We start from the raw sequence: 16,506 nt of genomic DNA, 5'->3' as shown, positions 1-16,506 counted from the left end.
GGGGAGCGGGTTTGAGAGAAGAGATCGGGAGGCCGTGCAGTTTGGTGCCTCCTGCCTTATTGCGCGTCATGGATCAATTTTATGGCATCGGCCATCAAGATGAACAAGAGCTGCATTCATTTTGTGCGGAAAGAAAAAGCTCCCCCAAACGAAAAAGGCCGTTGCGTATTTTGTACGCAACTTTTCTCAAGTACCCGAATGTCGGAGGATTGGCGAGCTATATCACGTCAGTTAAGACAGGTTTTGAGCGCGCCGGTCATCAGGCGGATGTCATCTCGCCCCTTCAAATGCCGCCATCGTTTTTTCAGGAAGATATTCCGCGTGCGGCTGATGAAGTCAGAGTGTTTCTTCTTGGCAGATACGGCGCCGCAAACGAAAAACTCGTCAAAAATCTCAGCTATTTACATGTCTTTCAACGATTTTTGATGGAAAAGGATTTAGAGCAATACGATCTTTTTCATGCACAGGATTTGTTTGCGGTATTTTTGCTGGGACACCTTAATCAAACGTATCGGCGTCCTCTTTTCTTCACACCGCATGGACATTTTACGAAAAGCCGGATGAAGTTTCATAAAATCCAAAAGGGCTCAATTGAAGAGGCATACTTCTCTGAAATAGAAAGACAGGGCATTCGGGCTTCGGATAAAATCATTACCATCAGCGACTCCTTTCATGCGCCTCTTCTGGAGTACGGTGCAAAAGAAACACAGCTGACGACTGTTTATACCGGCATTGACATCCGGGATGCACCCGAGCCAAAACGTGCTGAGAAGCTCGTGATTGCATGTGTTTCCCGCCTGACAGAGCGAAAAGGACATGACGTGCTGCTGAACGCCCTCGCACAAATCCGGAGGCACTTATCCGGAGTCGAGATATGGATAATCGGAGACGGGAAAATGCGGGGTTTTCTTGAAGAGAAGAGACGGAAACTGGGTCTTTCAAATGTGTTTTTCTTCGGAAAACGGCGTGATGTGCCGGCGCTTTTGGCTGAATCGTCTATTTTTGTTCTGCCTACATTGAATGATAATTTTCCCATAGCGATCATCGAGGCGATGTTCGCAGGGCAGGCCATTGTCGCAACTGACTGCGGGGGGATCCCTGAGATGATCCGGCATGAGAAAACAGGCCTTATCTGTCAGCCCGGCAGCATACGGGAGCTTGCCGATGCCCTCTTAAGACTGATTACGGATCAAGCTCTCAGAGAACAGTTTGGAAAAGCAGCAAAGACCTATGCCGGCCAGCATCTGCGTCAGGAGAACATGGTTTCACAAATAGACAGTATTTATCAAACATTTTTTTTAAATGAGTGATTAAGAGCAAAGCAAAGAGACTGGGTTTTGATCTCGTCTCGTCCGGCCGCCATTCCTTATTTACCTATAAGAAAAAGAGGCGGAAAGCCATTGCTTCCGCCTCCCGCACATATATATGAGGGAACAGCCTTTATTTTTGATCGTTCTCTTTTTGGACTTCAGCTAATTTGGCAAGCAGAATGTGCTGAGGCATGTGCATGATTCTTTCAAGCGGCATATTCAGTGATTCTGCAAGCTTTTGCGCCGTTTCAGCGGAAATTTGCAGCGGTTTCATGTGATCACTCCTTCCATTTCTTTATTGTACTAAAATCAAAATTCTATCGTAAGAGGATATGACAAAGAAATGGAGGTTTGATAAGCCTGGCTTTATAACAGAATGGGGGAGGTTTTTTATGCAATCGCCATTGATGTTATTACAGCTGAAGCTGGCTGATTATCAGAAAAAAGCCGCAGAACTGCGGACAATTGACGAATTTATCATACTGAAACAGACATTGCAGGAAATGATGAAAGTATTTGCCGCCTGTGAAGAATGGGATCTGTATCAAAAAACGGCTGATCTCATGGCGCAGACGGTGCTGCATATCCGCTTCATCGAATAAGAAAAGCCCTCGCGCGGGCGAAGGCTTTTCTTAAAAGGAACGTTCCTCTTCAATGTTTTTATGCTGATCATAAATGACAAGCTTAGCCGGGCTGTTCTCTTTCGCCATCTGCTCCGCTTTTTCGATCGCCGCGTCCTTTGATGTACAAAGAGCCGTCGGCGCCACATTTTCTGCCTTCACAAACCATCCGTCTGCATCAATACTTGGTGTTACTGCATATGTCTTCATCCTTCTTCCCTCCTGGGTTTGGTTTGTTTATTTGTTTCCCGGCATTCGGAACGGCAAAACACATAACCCTCTCCTGACAAATACAGGGAAAGTGATATTTTTCTATTCTTTTTCATGAGAAATGGTAAAATGGAGTTTGGATATTTTTTAAGGAGAGGACGGTGCTTAGCATGACAGACCTTCTGAATGATCGGCTGCCGCCGCAAAACATAGAAGCTGAGCAGGCCGTGTTAGGTGCTGTTTTTTTACAGCCGTCTGCGTTGACACTGGCTTCTGAAGTGTTGATTCCGGATGATTTCTACAGAATGTCACATCAAAAAATTTACAATGCCATGCTCGTGCTCGGAGACCGCGGCGAACCGGTTGATTTGATCACGGTAACGTCAGAGCTTGCGAATACCGATTTGTTAGAAGAGGTGGGAGGCGTTTCTTACCTGACGGATATCGCGAATTCCGTTCCGACAGCGGCTAATATAGAATATTACGCGAAAATCGTTGAGGAAAAATCAATTCTCCGCCGTTTAATCAGAACGGCGACCTCGATCGCCCAAGACGGGTATACGCGCGAGGATGAAGTTGAAGATCTATTAAGCGATGCGGAAAAAACGATTATGGAGGTTGCGCAGCGAAAAAACTCGGGCGCCTTCCAAAATATTAAAGATGTGCTTGTGCAAACATATGACAATATTGAGCAGCTTCACAACCGGAAAGGCGATATTACCGGGATTCCGACCGGCTTTATTGAGCTTGACCGGATGACGGCGGGCTTTCAGCGAAATGATCTGATCATTGTCGCAGCCCGTCCGTCCGTGGGGAAAACGGCGTTCGCCTTAAATATTGCGCAAAACGTGGCCACCAAAACGGATGAGAGCGTTGCGATTTTCAGTCTTGAGATGGGAGCCGAGCAGCTTGTCATGCGTATGCTCTGTGCCGAAGGGAATATTAACGCCCAAAATCTCAGAACGGGAAATCTGACGGAAGAAGATTGGGGCAAGCTGACGATGGCGATGGGAAGCCTGTCAAACAGCGGTATCTTTATAGATGACACCCCAGGCATCCGCGTCAGCGAAATCCGTTCAAAATGCCGCCGGCTGAAGCAGGAAAACGGATTGGGCATGATTTTAATTGACTACTTGCAGCTCATTCAGGGAAGCGGCCGTTCAAGCGACAACCGCCAGCAAGAGGTATCGGAAATTTCACGGGCGCTAAAATCGCTGGCACGGGAGCTTGAAGTTCCGGTCATCGCCCTGTCTCAGCTCTCCCGGGGTGTTGAGCAGCGGCAGGATAAACGTCCGATGATGTCAGATATCCGTGAGTCAGGAAGTATTGAGCAGGATGCCGACATCGTCGCCTTCCTGTATCGTGATGATTACTATGATAAAGAATCCGAAAACAAAAACATCATCGAAATCATTATCGCCAAACAGCGTAACGGTCCGGTGGGCACCGTCTCACTGGCTTTTGTGAAGGAATACAATAAGTTCGTAAACCTGGAAAGACGCTTTGATGACGGCGGTGTTCCGGCAGGTGCGTAAAGCCTCAAGCGATGTCTTGAGGCTTTTTTTCATCCGAAAGAATGAGAGAATGCCGTCCGTTCTGCAGTCGATAAAAAGAAAGCGCTTTTATATAATGGCATCAAGGGAGGAATGATGATGACAATTGAATTTCCGCAATTCCAAGCGGCGCAAATCCGGATTGCCCGGCCGACCGGACAGCTCAAAGAAATCATCAGGTTTTATGAAGAGGGCCTCGGACTGAAGAGGGTCGGCAGCTTTTCCGGACATAGAGGCTACAGCGGCGTCATGTTCGGCCTGCCCCATACGCAATATCATTTAGAATTTACCGAAGAAACCGGCGCGTCTCAGCCGGCGCCCGTTCCGCACGGCGACAGCCTGCTTGTCTTTTACATCCCGGATTCTCAGGAGGTCATTCGCATCAGCACGAGGTTAAAGCAGATGGGATATGAAGAGAAAAAACCCGAAAATCCGTACTGGGAAGAAAAAGGCGTGACCATCGAAGATCCCGACGGCTGGCGGATCGTTCTGATGAATACAAGCGGCATATAAATGACTGTCTGAAGAACCCAGGGTACGGGTTCTTTTTCATGTTAAAGTATGAAAGTTTCAGGAGTAATAGATAACAAATGAAAGAGAAAACGCTTTTAAACATAGTTAAGGCGAACAAATATAGAATGATAAGATTTTAATGTTCGGATTTACGATTGACTTTCTGTTTCGGCACTGATACACTTAATTTGTTTGAATGAGATATCGTTTTGAAAGGTTAACGGAGGTGCACGGATATATGTCTTCAGTAGTCGTAGTAGGTACGCAGTGGGGCGATGAAGGAAAAGGTAAAATTACAGATTTCCTATCAGAAAATGCAGAAGTGATCGCACGTTATCAAGGCGGAAACAATGCAGGACATACCATCAAGTTTGATGGCGTCACGTACAAGCTTCATTTAATCCCATCAGGAATTTTTTATAAAGAAAAAGCGTGTGTCATCGGGAACGGAATGGTTGTTGATCCGAAAGCGCTCGTAACGGAGCTTGCGTATCTTCATGAACGCAGTGTGAGCACGGATAACTTGAGAATCAGCAACAGAGCCCACGTGATTCTTCCGTATCATCTGAAACTGGATGAAGTAGAGGAAGAACGCAAAGGGGCCAATAAGATCGGCACAACGAAAAAAGGCATCGGACCTGCTTATATGGACAAAGCGGCGCGGATCGGCATTCGGATCGCAGACCTGTTAGATCGCGACGTGTTTGCAGAAAAGCTTGAGCGGAACCTTGAAGAGAAAAACCGTCTTCTTGAAAAAATGTATGAAACGGACGGCTTCAAAATTGAAGATATTCTGGATGAGTATTATGAATACGGCCAGCAGATTAAAAAGTATGTATGCGATACATCCGTCGTCTTAAATGACGCGCTGGATGAAGGCCGCCGCGTCTTATTTGAAGGCGCTCAAGGGGTTATGCTTGATATTGACCAAGGGACATACCCGTTTGTCACTTCATCTAACCCGGTCGCCGGAGGGGTGACGATCGGTTCAGGCGTAGGCCCGACAAAAATTCAGCACGTCGTCGGTGTATCGAAAGCGTACACAACCCGTGTGGGTGATGGTCCTTTCCCGACTGAGCTGAAAGACGAAATCGGAGATCAAATCCGTGAAGTCGGACGCGAATACGGCACAACGACAGGACGCCCTCGCCGTGTCGGCTGGTTTGACAGCGTTGTTGTCCGCCACGCCCGCCGCGTCAGCGGAATCACAGATCTTTCTTTGAACTCAATTGATGTGCTGACTGGCATTGAAACGCTGAAGATCTGTGTCGCTTACCGCTATAAAGGTGAAGTGATTGAAGAATTCCCGGCAAGCCTGAAAGCCCTCGCTGAGTGTGAACCGGTATATGAAGAAATGCCTGGCTGGACGGAAGATATTACAGGCGCAAAAACGTTAAGCGACCTTCCTGAAAACGCGCGCCATTATCTGGAACGCGTGTCTCAGCTGACAGGTATTCCGCTTTCTATTTTCTCTGTCGGTCCTGACCGTTCACAAACGAACGTCATCCGCAGTGTATACCGTGCTAACTAAGGATTTGCAGCAGACAAGCCTCCGTGACCGGAGGCTTGTTTTTTCATGTAGGAAAAAAATAATAGATTTTTTTCAAAAAAGTAGTTGCCACTTTCGAATGTTCTATGATATTATAAATCTCGTTGTTACGGAACAGCTTCAATAGAGTACTGCAAGAAAGCTTTTGTCTGAATGCTCTATGATACATAATCCGACACATCAAGAGCCATTAGCTCAGTTGGTAGAGCATCTGACTTTTAATCAGAGGGTCGAAGGTTCGAGTCCTTCATGGCTCACCACTTTTTATGGCCCGTTGGTCAAGCGGTTAAGACACCGCCCTTTCACGGCGGTAACACGGGTTCGAATCCCGTACGGGTCATTGATTTACTTTAGCGTTATTGCTAACTCCTTATTTGTCCTGGGAGGGCCGCCACGATACGGTTCCCCGGACAAATTACTGTAAGGTCCGGTAGTTCAGTTGGTTAGAATGCCTGCCTGTCACGCAGGAGGTCGCGGGTTCGAGTCCCGTCCGGACCGCCATTTTACTTTACTTTATAGTATAGAAAAGAAACATCTGGCTCGGTAGCTCAGTTGGTAGAGCAACGGACTGAAAATCCGTGTGTCGGCGGTTCGATTCCGTCCCGAGCCACTTACCCAAACGCATCTGCAATAGTAGGTGCGTTTTTTCTTTGTGATAAAAAAAGGGAGAGCCGGCTTTTCAGCCGGCCCAGAAGAAGACGTCAAACAGTAGACGGCGTTTGTTTTCGGGAGGTTTCAAAAAAATATTATTTTTTAAAAGAAAATAAAAAACATGACAAAAGGATGGCAGTTCAATACGTTTTTGCGCTGTTCTCTTTAATTTTTTTATCTTTTGACCTGAAACCGTTATAATAGACGGGGAACGTTTTTCACGATCCGAATTGTGATCATCATGAAACATCAATAGATGAAATGAAGTCATTCTGGCAGGAGGAAAATCAAGATGATGGATAAGAAGATCCTTGTAGTCGATGATGAAAAACCGATTGCAGATATATTAGAGTTTAATTTAAGAAAAGAAGGCTATGACGTGCACTGTGCGTATGACGGAAACGAAGCTGTGGAAATGGTGGAGGAGCTTCAGCCTGATTTAATTCTATTAGATATTATGCTTCCGAATAAAGACGGAGTTGAAGTGTGCCGGGAAGTCCGGAAAAAATATGATATGCCGATTATTATGCTGACGGCAAAAGACTCGGAGATTGACAAGGTCATCGGACTTGAAATCGGAGCGGATGACTATGTCACTAAGCCTTTCAGCACGCGTGAGCTTCTGGCCCGCGTCAAAGCAAACCTGCGCCGCCAGCTTACAGTTGCGCCGGCTGAGGAAGAATCAGCTTCAAATGACATTCATATCGGTTCCCTCGTCATCTTCCCTGACGCTTATGTCGTATCAAAAAGAGAAGAAACGATCGAGCTGACCCATCGTGAATTTGAATTGCTGCATTACTTAGCCAAACATATCGGACAGGTCATGACGCGTGAGCATCTGCTGCAGACTGTGTGGGGCTATGACTATTTCGGTGATGTGAGAACGGTGGATGTAACAGTTCGCCGCCTTCGCGAGAAAATCGAGGATAATCCGAGCCATCCGAACTGGATCGTCACAAGACGGGGTGTCGGTTATTACTTGAGAAACCCTGAACAGGACTAACCGGCGATGAATAAGGTTGGTTTTTTTCGGTCGATTCAATTTAAGATCACGCTGATCTATGTGCTTCTTATTATCATTGCCATGCAGATTATCGGCGTGTACTTTGTGAAACAGGTGGAGAATTCTCTTCTCAAGTCCTATGAATTATCGTTAAATCAGCGGATTGACAACCTTTCCTATTATATTGAGCAGGAATATAAAGGGGACAATGACGGCACCGTCATTAAGGATGACGTCAAGCGTATTTTGAATGATTTTACGAAAAACAATGAAATACGGGAAATTACCTTTGTTGATAAAAGCTATGAGGTCGTCGGTTCTTCGAGGCCTTATGGCGAGGAAATAGCGGGGAAACAGACGACTGACCCGATTTTTAAACGGATTTTCTCTACAAAACAGGCCTATTCAAAAAAATATTATGATCCTAAAAGCAAAAACAGAGTGCTGATTTCGGCAAAACCGGTCATTACAGAGAATCAGGAAGTTGTCGGCGCGATATATGTCGTGGCCAGTATGGAAGATACTTTTAACCAAATGAAAACCGTCAACTCGATCCTTGCTTCAGGAACAGGCTTAGCCCTGGTTCTGACGGCTCTTCTCGGTATCTTTCTCGCCCGGACCATTACCCATCCGCTGTCGGATATGCGTAAGCAGGCGATGGAACTGGCAAAAGGGAATTTCTCCAGAAAGGTTCGAAAATACGGGCATGATGAAATCGGTCAGCTCGCAACGACTTTCAACCATCTGACGAAAGAGCTTGAAGATGCCCAAGCCATGACGGAAGGGGAGAGAAGAAAGCTTTCTTCCGTTATCGCGTATATGACGGACGGCGTCATCGCCACGAATCGCAACGGGGCTATTATTCTGTTAAACAGCCCTGCGCTTGAGCTGCTGAATGTTTCACGTGAAACGGCTTTAGAGATGCCGATTACGTCTTTATTGGGCATAAAAGAGAACTTTACATTTGAGGATTTAGTAGAACAGCAGGACTCCATGCTGCTGGAGATCGAACGTGACGATGAAACGACTGTGCTGCGGGTCAATTTCTCCGTGATTCAGAGAGAGCACGGAAAAATTGATGGTTTAATCGCGGTTCTTTATGATGTCACCGAGCAGGAAAAACTCGATCGCGAGCGCAGAGAATTCGTTGCGAATGTGTCCCATGAACTTCGGACGCCGCTGACGACAATGCGAAGCTATTTAGAGGCGCTTGCTGAAGGCGCGTGGGAAAACAAAGAGATCGCTCCGCGTTTCTTAATGGTGACCCAAAATGAAACTGAGCGCATGATCAGATTGGTGAATGATCTGCTGCAGCTTTCTAAGTTCGACAGCAAAGATTATCAGTTTAATCGAGAGTGGATTCATATGATCCGCTTTATGTCTCTGATTATTGACCGTTTTGAAATGACGAAAGAACAGCATGTCGAATTTATCCGCGAGCTGCCGGACAGAAATCTGTACGTGGAGATTGATCAGGATAAAGTGACGCAGGTTCTCGATAATATCATTTCTAACGCATTGAAATACTCACCGGAAGGCGGACATGTCACCTTCTCAGTTGATGTGAATGAGAAAGAAGAGCTGCTCTACATCAGCGTAAAAGATGAAGGGATCGGCATTCCGAAAAAAGATGTGGAAAAAGTATTTGACCGTTTCTATAGGGTGGATAAGGCGCGCACGAGAAAGCTCGGCGGCACCGGACTCGGCCTTGCGATTGCAAAAGAGATGGTTCAGGCGCACGGCGGTGACATTTGGGCCGACAGTGTAGAAGGCAAAGGCACGAAGATTACATTTACTCTTCCATATAAAGAAGAGCAAGAGGATGATTGGGATGAGGCGTGAAAATATAAAAACAGTCATACTGTCGGTGCTAGTCGTCATTAGTCTTGTTTTAACATGGGGAATTTGGACATTCCAGCCCAATTTCTCAGAAGGCACGGCCTCAACCAAATCGACTGTCCGGGAAAAGCATAAAATTGATAAAACGAGCCAAAAAATGTCGCAAACGGTAAAACCCCGGGATATGTTCATTCATACAAACGGCTCTCATTATAAAGTGGTTGATGAAACGCTCTTTAATGACCTGTGGGCGGATTTGCCGCAATGGGAAGTAAAAGGGATGAAGGATATTTCTGATCAATACGACAAACTCGGTTTTAAAAATTGGCTTTACGGCAGAAATGGGAATTCGGCAAAGCTTGATCTGCAATTCAATGACACCATTCCGATTGATTTCTTCCAAACGATGTTTAAATGGTCGAATCCGTCAATGGAATACAGCTCATTTGACCATATTGTCATTCCGTTTAATGAGAATAAGCCGAATAAGAAGATTTACATGGTCTCTTACAGCAAACAGCTGATTCTGGAAGTGACTGTCGAATCGGCAAATTACCGCAATCTGATGAATGAGCTGTACAGCAAAAAATCGAGTATGCCGTTATACCACCTCTATTCGGTCGGGAAAAGCAAAGAATTTCTCATGCCGAATGCGCGGTTTAATATGAAGGAAAAAGAATTTATCACTGAAACCATTAAGACGAACCTGTTTAAGCAGACGCTCTTTAACGATCCGAGCACGGTCAGAGAGGACCCGAATTACAATCGGAACGTGCTGACTGACGGAATCAGCCGTCTGGAAATCAATTCGACGCAGCGGCAGATTCAGTTCCAGCACCGGAACCTGGCGCAAAGCGCTTCTTACCAAACGGGAGAGCTGATTAAGAAAAGCTATAAATATTTAGAGGATACGGGGAGCTGGACGGATCATTATCAATTTTTCAATGTGAGTGATAACCAGCAGCTGAGTTTCTACATGTTTAAAGATCAAATGCCTGTCATCAACAGCATGTCTAAGCCTTTCGGGTCCGGGCCTGTTATGACCCTGCAATGGGCCAATGACGAGGTTCTCAGCTACAAGCGGCCGAACTATGTTCTCGGGCCGAATCCGATTAAAACAAAAGACGTAAAAATGATGAGCGGCAATGAGATTGTGTCTCTGCTGGAGCAGCAGGATAAATACGATGTGAACAAAATCGACCAGATCTTCCTGTCCTATCAAATGGTATCTTCGTCAACGAATGATCTTGTTGAGCTGGAACCCGTCTGGAGTATGAAAATCAACGGGAAGATCGTTCCGATTACGAAAGATCTGCTGGGGAAGGAGGAGGCCGATAATGGAGTGGAATAAGACAAAAACGATCTTCATCATTGCCTTCCTCATCCTCGATATTTTTCTTGGCTATCAGTTTTTTGAAAAACGCTCAAGCAGTGAATACGAAGTGATTAAAAATTCAAATGTGGAAAAAGACATGGAGATGGATCATATCACATTCGGCAACCTGTCTTCTGATTCCGCGACGGGCTACCGGCTGACGGCGGGCCAAAAGGTATTCACCGCGGAAGATATTGATGCCTTGAAGGATCAAAAACCTTTAATGGAGATGCCGGCGGATGATCACAAGGTCACGACGCTGAAAATGAAATTTACCGATCCGGTCGGTTTATCGAAGCAAAAACCGCAGGATGATGCGGAATCGCTCGTGAGCTCTAAAATAACCGGCGGTGAAAAATATAAACTGTGGAAAGTCGACAAGGATCAAAAACAGATCATTTTTTACCAGACGTATGACGGACAGTTTATTTATCAGGATTTTGACTCGTCCACGGATGCGATCGGACAGGTGATTCTGCATCTGAACGATAAAAACGAGGTCGTGTCTTACGAGCAGACCATGCTTGAGTCATTCAAGCGAATCCAGACGGAAAGCCTGATTCCTGAGCTGGATGCGGTCGAATTATTGTATTCTCAAAATTACTTAAAAGCGAATTGCGCCGTCAAAAGCGTCAAGTTCGGCTATATTGCCCAATACCCGCTGACAAGTACGCAGGTGCTGGCGCCGGTATGGAGAATTACAATTGAAGATAAGTCAAAAGGGACGAAGAAAAAGACACAGCAAACGTACACTGTGAATGCATTGGAAAGCACAGTCATTGATAACAATCAAAATAAATAATGGAGTGAGAACAAATGAGCTTGCAATTTAGCGTTCTTGCGAGCGGGAGTACCGGAAACGCGTTTTATCTGGAGACAGAGGAGCACTCTTTTCTGGTGGATGCCGGCCTGAGCGGTAAAGCGATGGACGGGCTGATGGAGAGAATCGGCCGCAAGATAGACGACGTGGACGGCATCTTTGTCACTCATGAGCACAGCGACCATATTAAAGGGCTCGGCGTCATTGCGAGAAAGTACGGTCTTCCCGTCTACGCCAATGAAAAGACGTGGAAAGCGATGGAGAATCAGATCGGCAAGCTGGATACCGGACAAAAGTTTTTGTTCCCGATGGAAAGCGTGAAATCTTTCGGCGGGCTTGATGTTGAGTCATTCGGCGTCTCTCATGACGCGGCCGAGCCGATGTTTTATGTTTTCCATTACCAAGGCAGAAAGCTCGCGCTGATGACGGACACCGGATATGTGAGCGACAGAATGAAAGGCATTATCCGTTCGGCCAATGTATTTGTGTTTGAAAGCAACCATGACGTCGGCATGCTGCAAATGGGCAGATACCCTTGGAGCATTAAGCGTCGGATTTTAAGCGATGTCGGCCACGTCTCGAATGAAGACGCGGCGCTCGCCATGACCGATGTCATCGGCGACGGCACATCCCGCATTTATTTGGCGCATCTGAGCCAAGACAACAATATGAAGGAACTGGCGAGAATGTCCGTGCAGCAGACATTGGCTGCGAAAGGATTTGTCGCGGGGGAAACGTTTCAATTATTTGATACCGATCCGAAAATCCCGACGCCGCTGTGCGCCGTGTAATTTTTCCAAATGAATCATGATTATTAATCCGCGATATAACCCACACTATAAGCAAATTGAGTTCTCTTGAAAGGATTTGAGATAGGGTGGATTATAATCGCGATGATGAACAGTACGCCCCCGAACAGCCCCGCCGCAGTAAGAGAGGATACTTCTTTTCTAGTCTGATCGGCGTCATCGTCGGGGCCGCGCTCATGGCTTTACTGCTGCCGTACTGGACAGGCGGAGACCATGGTGAAAGCAGCAAAGGCGCCAATCAGCGCATCGGCAGCGAACAAGTGAAAACAGTCAACGTAAATGTCAACGATGCTGTCACGAATATGGTCAGCCGTGTATCGGATTCGGTAGTCGGCGTTCTCAATATCCAAAAGACCGATATTTGGGGAGAGGGCGGCGAAGCGGGAAGCGGGTCCGGTGTCATTTACAAAAAGAACGGAAACACTTCTTATATCGTAACCAATCACCATGTCATTGAAGGTGCGACTGAGATTGAGATCAGTCTGAAAGATGACTCGCGCGTGCCTGCCGAACTGATCGGGAGCGACCGTCTGATGGATCTGGCCGTGCTGAAGGTGAAGTCTGATAAGATCAAATCGGCTGCCCAGTTCGGCAATTCCGATCAAGTCAAAGTCGGAGAACCGGTCGTGGCGATTGGAAATCCGCTCGGGCTTGAATTTGCGGGATCAGTGACACAGGGAATCATTTCTGGCAAGGAAAGAGCGGTGCCCGTTGACTCAAACGGAGACGGACAGCCGGACTGGAATGCGGAAGTGCTGCAGACCGACGCCGCGATTAATCCCGGCAACAGCGGCGGCGCTTTGATGGATATATCGGGTAAGGTGGTCGGCATCAACTCAATGAAGATCGCCGAATCCGCCGTTGAAGGAATCGGCCTGTCCATCCCTTCAAAGCTTGTCATTCCCGTTATTCAGGATTTAGAAAAATACGGAGAAGTCAGACGGCCTTTCCTCGGTATCGAGATGAAATCTTTAACGGATATTGCGAGCTACCACTGGAGCCAGACGCTGAAACTTCCGAAAGGTGTTAAAACCGGGGCGGTCATTATGGGTGTCGACGCGTTTTCACCGGCCGGCAAAGCAGGACTGAAAAAGCTTGACGTGATCACCGGTTTCGACGGTCATAAGGTCAACGACATTGTGGACCTTCGTGAACGTCTGTATCGCAAAAAGATCGGCGACCGTGTGAACATCACGTTCTACCGTTCAGGAAAGAAAAAAACAGCGGAAGTCAAACTGACAGAAGCGGATCGATTACAGAAATAAAAAAACAGCCCGGAAAAAACCGGGCTGTTTTTTATTGATTTATTTGTTAATATGATGAAGAAAAGGGGGTGAAACACATGAAAACGGCTGATAAGATTATTGTATTGAACGAAATCGAGGGTGAATGCGAAGGAAGAATTATTTTAGAATGCAGAATTTAAGAAAATGAAATATGACATATCAAACGTCCTTTTTCAGGGCGCTTTTTTTATGCCGTTTTTTCCTGAAGGCGGGCCGCAACACGCTCAATTGATAATAGGCAGAAACAGACTGATGCTGCAAAATCGAAGCGGCAGGTGAAATTATTGTGATGTGCAGACTGCACCGTTTTAGGCGTTGACTTTAACCAATTCAGCTAAGATTCCGTTTTGTTTCAGATAAAAGCGAATAATAGAAGAGGAAGCGAAAAAAATAAACACAGGCTGATACATCTAAGGAGAGACTGCATCATGAATAAGTTGAAAGGCATCTGGCTGCTGAGTGCAGACGGCGGGTCTGTACTCATTGATTTGATAACGATGGGGCTTCGCCACGGAACGGTTCTCGGGGAAGACAATATCATCGAGGCATATATCCGCTCTTTACGCGAAAAGCTGAAGGACAAAGAGCACAAGGTGCGGGGCGCCGAATGCAGGGCGGACCTGGGATGAAGCGGAGAAAGCTGTTCAGAACCCTGCGATTCCAGCTCCTGTTCAGGTCACTGGTGATTTTGGCCCTGCTGTTATGCTTCATCGGCGGCACTCAGTACATGTTTATGGCACGGACGATGTATGAAAATCAGGCGGCCAGCATCCAGAGCTATATCCATTCAATGGATCAAAGTGTATGGAGGTCAATCAAAACCCTTGCCCGTTCCGAAACACCGGCTCACCCGAATTTGATTTCCCCCGGCCTGACGGTTGCTTTTATCAATCCATCATACAAGATGTCTGTTTTATCAGAAGACCCGCAAGCGGGAGCCGCCCCATCTTTTCCGAAAAACGTGTATCGGGATGCGCTGACAGACCCCATGGCGCTTCACTATCAGGTGGCTCACAATAAAGCGGGTAAGGAGATCATCGCTGTGTTTCAGGCGATTTCCGTTGGCGGAAGACCGGCGGGAGTTGTGCAAATGAGCACGCTGACACATCCTCTGAATGCTTCGCTTTTCCGCCAGATCGGCATTTTTGCGGTGCTTTCTTTTGCGGCTCTGGTCATCGGACTGTTTGTTTTCTTACCGATGATCCGGCTCACACTCAAGCCATTATCGCGCATTGGGCGTATGGTGGATGACATCAATGCCACCAGTCTCGATAAACGGCTGCCGATTGATAAAAGGCATGCAGAAATGGAGTCGCTGGGCATCTCCATCAATCAGATGCTGGGACGGATTGAAACCGCGTTTCAGGCTGAAAAAGAAGCGAAGGAGCGCATCCGGCAGTTTGTATCAGACGCGTCACATGAGCTGAGAGCACCGCTTACCTCCATTCACGGCTTTATTGAAATTTTGATGCGCGGAGCGGCGGAGAAGCCGGAGCAGAAAGAAAAAGCGCTTCAAAGCCTGTACGCGGCATCAGCCAGAGCGAATAAGCTGATAGAGGACCTTCTCTTTCTCGCGAAGATGGACCGGGAGCCGAGCTTTGAAATGAAAAAAGGCGCGCTGGGAGACGTCATTTTGGAAATGGAGGCTCAGCTGAGGCTGCTGGCGGGAAACCGGAAGCTCGAGTTTTTTGTCGATCAAAAGATTGAAGCCGTTTTTGACAAAGACAAAATGAAGCAGGTCATTCTCAATCTCTTTTACAATGCGGTGCAGCATACGGATGAAGAAACGGGCGTCATCACCGTCTCCCTGCAGAAAGACGGCGGAATCATGCTCATGATGGCGGACAACGGAGCGGGCGTCGCCCCGGAGCATGTGCCTCATTTGTTTGACCGGTTTTACAGGGCAGAAACCTCCCGATCCCGTAAATACGGCGGCACCGGGCTGGGTCTTGCCATTACAAAAACCATTATCGATAGCCATAACGGAACAATTGAAGTGAAAAGCGAGCAGGGAAAAGGCTCCGTGTTCGTAATCCGGCTGCCGGGGTAAGCCTGTTGATCCAAAAAGATCCCGCTCATACAAGAAGAATAATAAAATTCACCCGGACTATTTAGAATAGGAAAAACGGATGGAAGCCGCAGGAAAAAACCGATCCGAATCGTGTATGCCGATTATTATCCGAACGCGGGCCGGAGCGGACGTAGCTGTTCCCCGCGTCAGCCAATTCAATGATTTAAGATTTGAAAACAGTGAACACGAAACGCAGACGGTCGGTGACATCCTAAAGGAAGTCAAGGACTTCTTCAGGCTGAACAAAGCCTTTAAATATCTGGTGCTGTCCCTCTCTGTTTTCTTTGCGATTACATCGGTTTTTTATCTCGGAAGGGCTGTCCGTGCGCAATATATCCGTTATTTTTGCGGGACTGTCCATCTTACAGGCGCTGTGCTCCATCTTTTCTTCAAAGCCGGCGGAAAAATTCACGCCGAGGCGCGTGCTTCTGCTGACATTCTGCATCATCGGGGCGGCCTATCTGTTTATACCTTCGGGCAGCCTGTACGTGACGATAGCCGCTTTTGTCGTCATTAACGCGCTCTATGATGTGATAGAACCCGTCTCCAGTCAGGTGGTGAACAATGAGATTCCGTCAAGAACGAGAGCCACGCTGCAGTCGATTATCAGTTTGCTGACATCGCTCTTCATGTTCATTGCCTTTCCGTTTATCGGATTCTTAAACGATTATTTTGATTCAGCCTTGCTGCTGACCGCAATCGGGGTGTTATCCATCTTATTGTCGCTGTTTATGATGCTCAGTTTTTACAAACTGAAAGAGAGCGTCGCCATCAAGTCGAGAATACGGAACATACATTGGCAGTGAGCGAAAACTTTTGGTTTACCGGGGAGCGGCTCGCCAATCAGACATAACCTGACGAAAGGCTGAGGAGCATCTCAGCCTTTTTTCAGTTGGA

15 protein-coding genes, 4 tRNA genes and 1 pseudogene are annotated in these 16,506 nt (G+C 47.0%); 18 read left to right on the top strand and 2 right to left on the bottom strand.

What is annotated here, in order from left to right; all coding sequences use genetic code 11:
- Positions 1-11: 11 nt before the first annotated feature.
- The gene (locus AD710_RS07655) at positions 12-1,310 is read left to right on the top strand and encodes a glycosyltransferase family 4 protein (protein WP_049627718.1); all 1,299 of its coding nucleotides are present in this window, start codon (positions 12-14) and stop codon (positions 1,308-1,310) included.
- Positions 1,311-1,440: 130 nt separating this feature from the next.
- Here the strand turns inward: AD710_RS07655 and AD710_RS19040 are convergent, their stop codons facing one another.
- Positions 1,441-1,584 (bottom strand): YycC family protein, encoded by a 144-nt coding sequence (locus AD710_RS19040; RefSeq protein ID WP_016937365.1) that lies wholly within the window; start codon positions 1,582-1,584, stop codon positions 1,441-1,443.
- Between the two features lie 118 nt (positions 1,585-1,702).
- On the opposite strand from AD710_RS19040, the gene AD710_RS07650 reads away from it, so the two are divergent.
- Positions 1,703-1,912, top strand: coding sequence for a hypothetical protein (locus AD710_RS07650; RefSeq protein ID WP_045925617.1), 210 nt, complete (start codon positions 1,703-1,705; stop codon positions 1,910-1,912).
- Positions 1,913-1,942: 30 nt separating this feature from the next.
- Here AD710_RS07650 and AD710_RS07645 read toward each other — a convergent pair whose 3' ends face one another.
- Positions 1,943-2,140, bottom strand: a complete 198-nt coding sequence (locus tag AD710_RS07645) for a DUF2188 domain-containing protein (RefSeq protein WP_016937367.1) — start codon at positions 2,138-2,140, stop codon at positions 1,943-1,945.
- Between the two features lie 170 nt (positions 2,141-2,310).
- Between AD710_RS07645 and dnaB the strand changes: the two genes are divergently transcribed.
- The 16 genes and pseudogenes from dnaB to AD710_RS07560 all read left to right on the top strand — a co-directional run.
- On the top strand, positions 2,311-3,675 hold the full coding sequence (dnaB, locus tag AD710_RS07640; protein ID WP_016937368.1) for a replicative DNA helicase: 1,365 nt from the start codon (positions 2,311-2,313) through the stop codon (positions 3,673-3,675).
- A 117-nt stretch (positions 3,676-3,792) separates the two neighbouring features.
- Complete coding sequence (locus tag AD710_RS07635) at positions 3,793-4,206, top strand: VOC family protein (protein ID WP_049627717.1); 414 nt, start codon at positions 3,793-3,795, stop codon at positions 4,204-4,206.
- A gap of 238 nt (positions 4,207-4,444) precedes the next feature.
- Positions 4,445-5,737, top strand: a complete 1,293-nt coding sequence (gene purA, locus AD710_RS07630; protein ID WP_049627716.1) for an adenylosuccinate synthase — start codon at positions 4,445-4,447, stop codon at positions 5,735-5,737.
- Positions 5,738-5,939: 202 nt separating this feature from the next.
- Positions 5,940-6,015 (top strand) — tRNA-Lys (locus AD710_RS07625).
- 8 nt (positions 6,016-6,023) lie between these two features.
- Positions 6,024-6,095: transfer RNA gene (locus AD710_RS07620), tRNA-Glu, on the top strand.
- An 84-nt stretch (positions 6,096-6,179) separates the two neighbouring features.
- Positions 6,180-6,256: transfer RNA gene (locus AD710_RS07615), tRNA-Asp, on the top strand.
- Positions 6,257-6,292: 36 nt separating this feature from the next.
- Positions 6,293-6,365: transfer RNA gene (locus AD710_RS07610), tRNA-Phe, on the top strand.
- 336 nt (positions 6,366-6,701) lie between these two features.
- On the top strand, positions 6,702-7,409 hold the full coding sequence (walR, locus tag AD710_RS07600; RefSeq protein WP_004393104.1) for a cell wall metabolism DNA-binding response regulator WalR: 708 nt from the start codon (positions 6,702-6,704) through the stop codon (positions 7,407-7,409).
- A gap of 6 nt (positions 7,410-7,415) precedes the next feature.
- Positions 7,416-9,251 (top strand): cell wall metabolism sensor histidine kinase WalK, encoded by a 1,836-nt coding sequence (gene walK, locus AD710_RS07595; protein WP_016937371.1) that lies wholly within the window; start codon positions 7,416-7,418, stop codon positions 9,249-9,251.
- Positions 9,241-10,599 carry a two-component system activity regulator YycH gene (yycH, locus tag AD710_RS07590; protein ID WP_049627714.1) on the top strand — a complete coding sequence of 453 codons (1,359 nt, stop codon included), beginning with the start codon at positions 9,241-9,243 and terminating at the stop codon, positions 10,597-10,599. Before walK ends, yycH begins: the two co-directional genes overlap by 11 nt.
- Positions 10,586-11,425 (top strand): two-component system regulatory protein YycI, encoded by an 840-nt coding sequence (locus AD710_RS07585; RefSeq protein ID WP_016937373.1) that lies wholly within the window; start codon positions 10,586-10,588, stop codon positions 11,423-11,425. Before yycH ends, AD710_RS07585 begins: the two co-directional genes overlap by 14 nt.
- A 14-nt stretch (positions 11,426-11,439) precedes the next feature.
- Positions 11,440-12,234 (top strand): MBL fold metallo-hydrolase, encoded by a 795-nt coding sequence (locus AD710_RS07580; RefSeq protein WP_016937374.1) that lies wholly within the window; start codon positions 11,440-11,442, stop codon positions 12,232-12,234.
- A gap of 86 nt (positions 12,235-12,320) precedes the next feature.
- Entirely contained in the window at positions 12,321-13,517 is a 1,197-nt protein-coding gene (locus AD710_RS07575) for a S1C family serine protease (protein ID WP_049627713.1), read from the top strand.
- A gap of 449 nt (positions 13,518-13,966) precedes the next feature.
- Positions 13,967-14,167: a hypothetical protein gene (locus AD710_RS07570; protein ID WP_045925613.1), complete on the top strand. Its 201-nt coding sequence runs from the start codon at positions 13,967-13,969 to the stop codon at positions 14,165-14,167.
- Complete coding sequence (locus tag AD710_RS07565) at positions 14,164-15,588, top strand: sensor histidine kinase (RefSeq protein ID WP_049627712.1); 1,425 nt, start codon at positions 14,164-14,166, stop codon at positions 15,586-15,588. The genes AD710_RS07570 and AD710_RS07565 overlap by 4 nt, the downstream gene beginning before the upstream one ends.
- Before the next feature lie 187 nt (positions 15,589-15,775).
- Positions 15,776-16,415: pseudogene (locus tag AD710_RS07560) on the top strand (MFS transporter); the annotation flags it as partial.
- Positions 16,416-16,506 lie beyond the last annotated feature (91 nt).

The organism is Bacillus sp. JFL15 (assembly GCF_001184225.1).
Taxonomy (GTDB): Bacteria; Bacillota; Bacilli; order Bacillales; family Bacillaceae; genus Bacillus; species Bacillus siamensis.
Note: the sequence above shows the minus strand (reverse complement) of the source record. Positions and strands in the feature narration are given on the sequence as shown.

Coding starts and splice junctions, on each gene's coding strand:
- AD710_RS19040 (WP_016937365.1), bottom strand. CDS start 1,584: ATGAAACCGCTGCAAATTTCCGCTGAAACGGCGCAAAAGCTTGCAGAA.
- AD710_RS07570 (WP_045925613.1), top strand. CDS start 13,967: ATGAATAAGTTGAAAGGCATCTGGCTGCTGAGTGCAGACGGCGGGTCT.
- AD710_RS07580 (WP_016937374.1), top strand. CDS start 11,440: ATGAGCTTGCAATTTAGCGTTCTTGCGAGCGGGAGTACCGGAAACGCG.
- walK (WP_016937371.1), top strand. CDS start 7,416: ATGAATAAGGTTGGTTTTTTTCGGTCGATTCAATTTAAGATCACGCTG.
- AD710_RS07650 (WP_045925617.1), top strand. CDS start 1,703: ATGCAATCGCCATTGATGTTATTACAGCTGAAGCTGGCTGATTATCAG.
- AD710_RS07565 (WP_049627712.1), top strand. CDS start 14,164: ATGAAGCGGAGAAAGCTGTTCAGAACCCTGCGATTCCAGCTCCTGTTC.
- dnaB (WP_016937368.1), top strand. CDS start 2,311: ATGACAGACCTTCTGAATGATCGGCTGCCGCCGCAAAACATAGAAGCT.
- AD710_RS07585 (WP_016937373.1), top strand. CDS start 10,586: ATGGAGTGGAATAAGACAAAAACGATCTTCATCATTGCCTTCCTCATC.
- AD710_RS07635 (WP_049627717.1), top strand. CDS start 3,793: ATGACAATTGAATTTCCGCAATTCCAAGCGGCGCAAATCCGGATTGCC.
- walR (WP_004393104.1), top strand. CDS start 6,702: ATGGATAAGAAGATCCTTGTAGTCGATGATGAAAAACCGATTGCAGAT.
- yycH (WP_049627714.1), top strand. CDS start 9,241: ATGAGGCGTGAAAATATAAAAACAGTCATACTGTCGGTGCTAGTCGTC.
- purA (WP_049627716.1), top strand. CDS start 4,445: ATGTCTTCAGTAGTCGTAGTAGGTACGCAGTGGGGCGATGAAGGAAAA.
- AD710_RS07645 (WP_016937367.1), bottom strand. CDS start 2,140: ATGAAGACATATGCAGTAACACCAAGTATTGATGCAGACGGATGGTTT.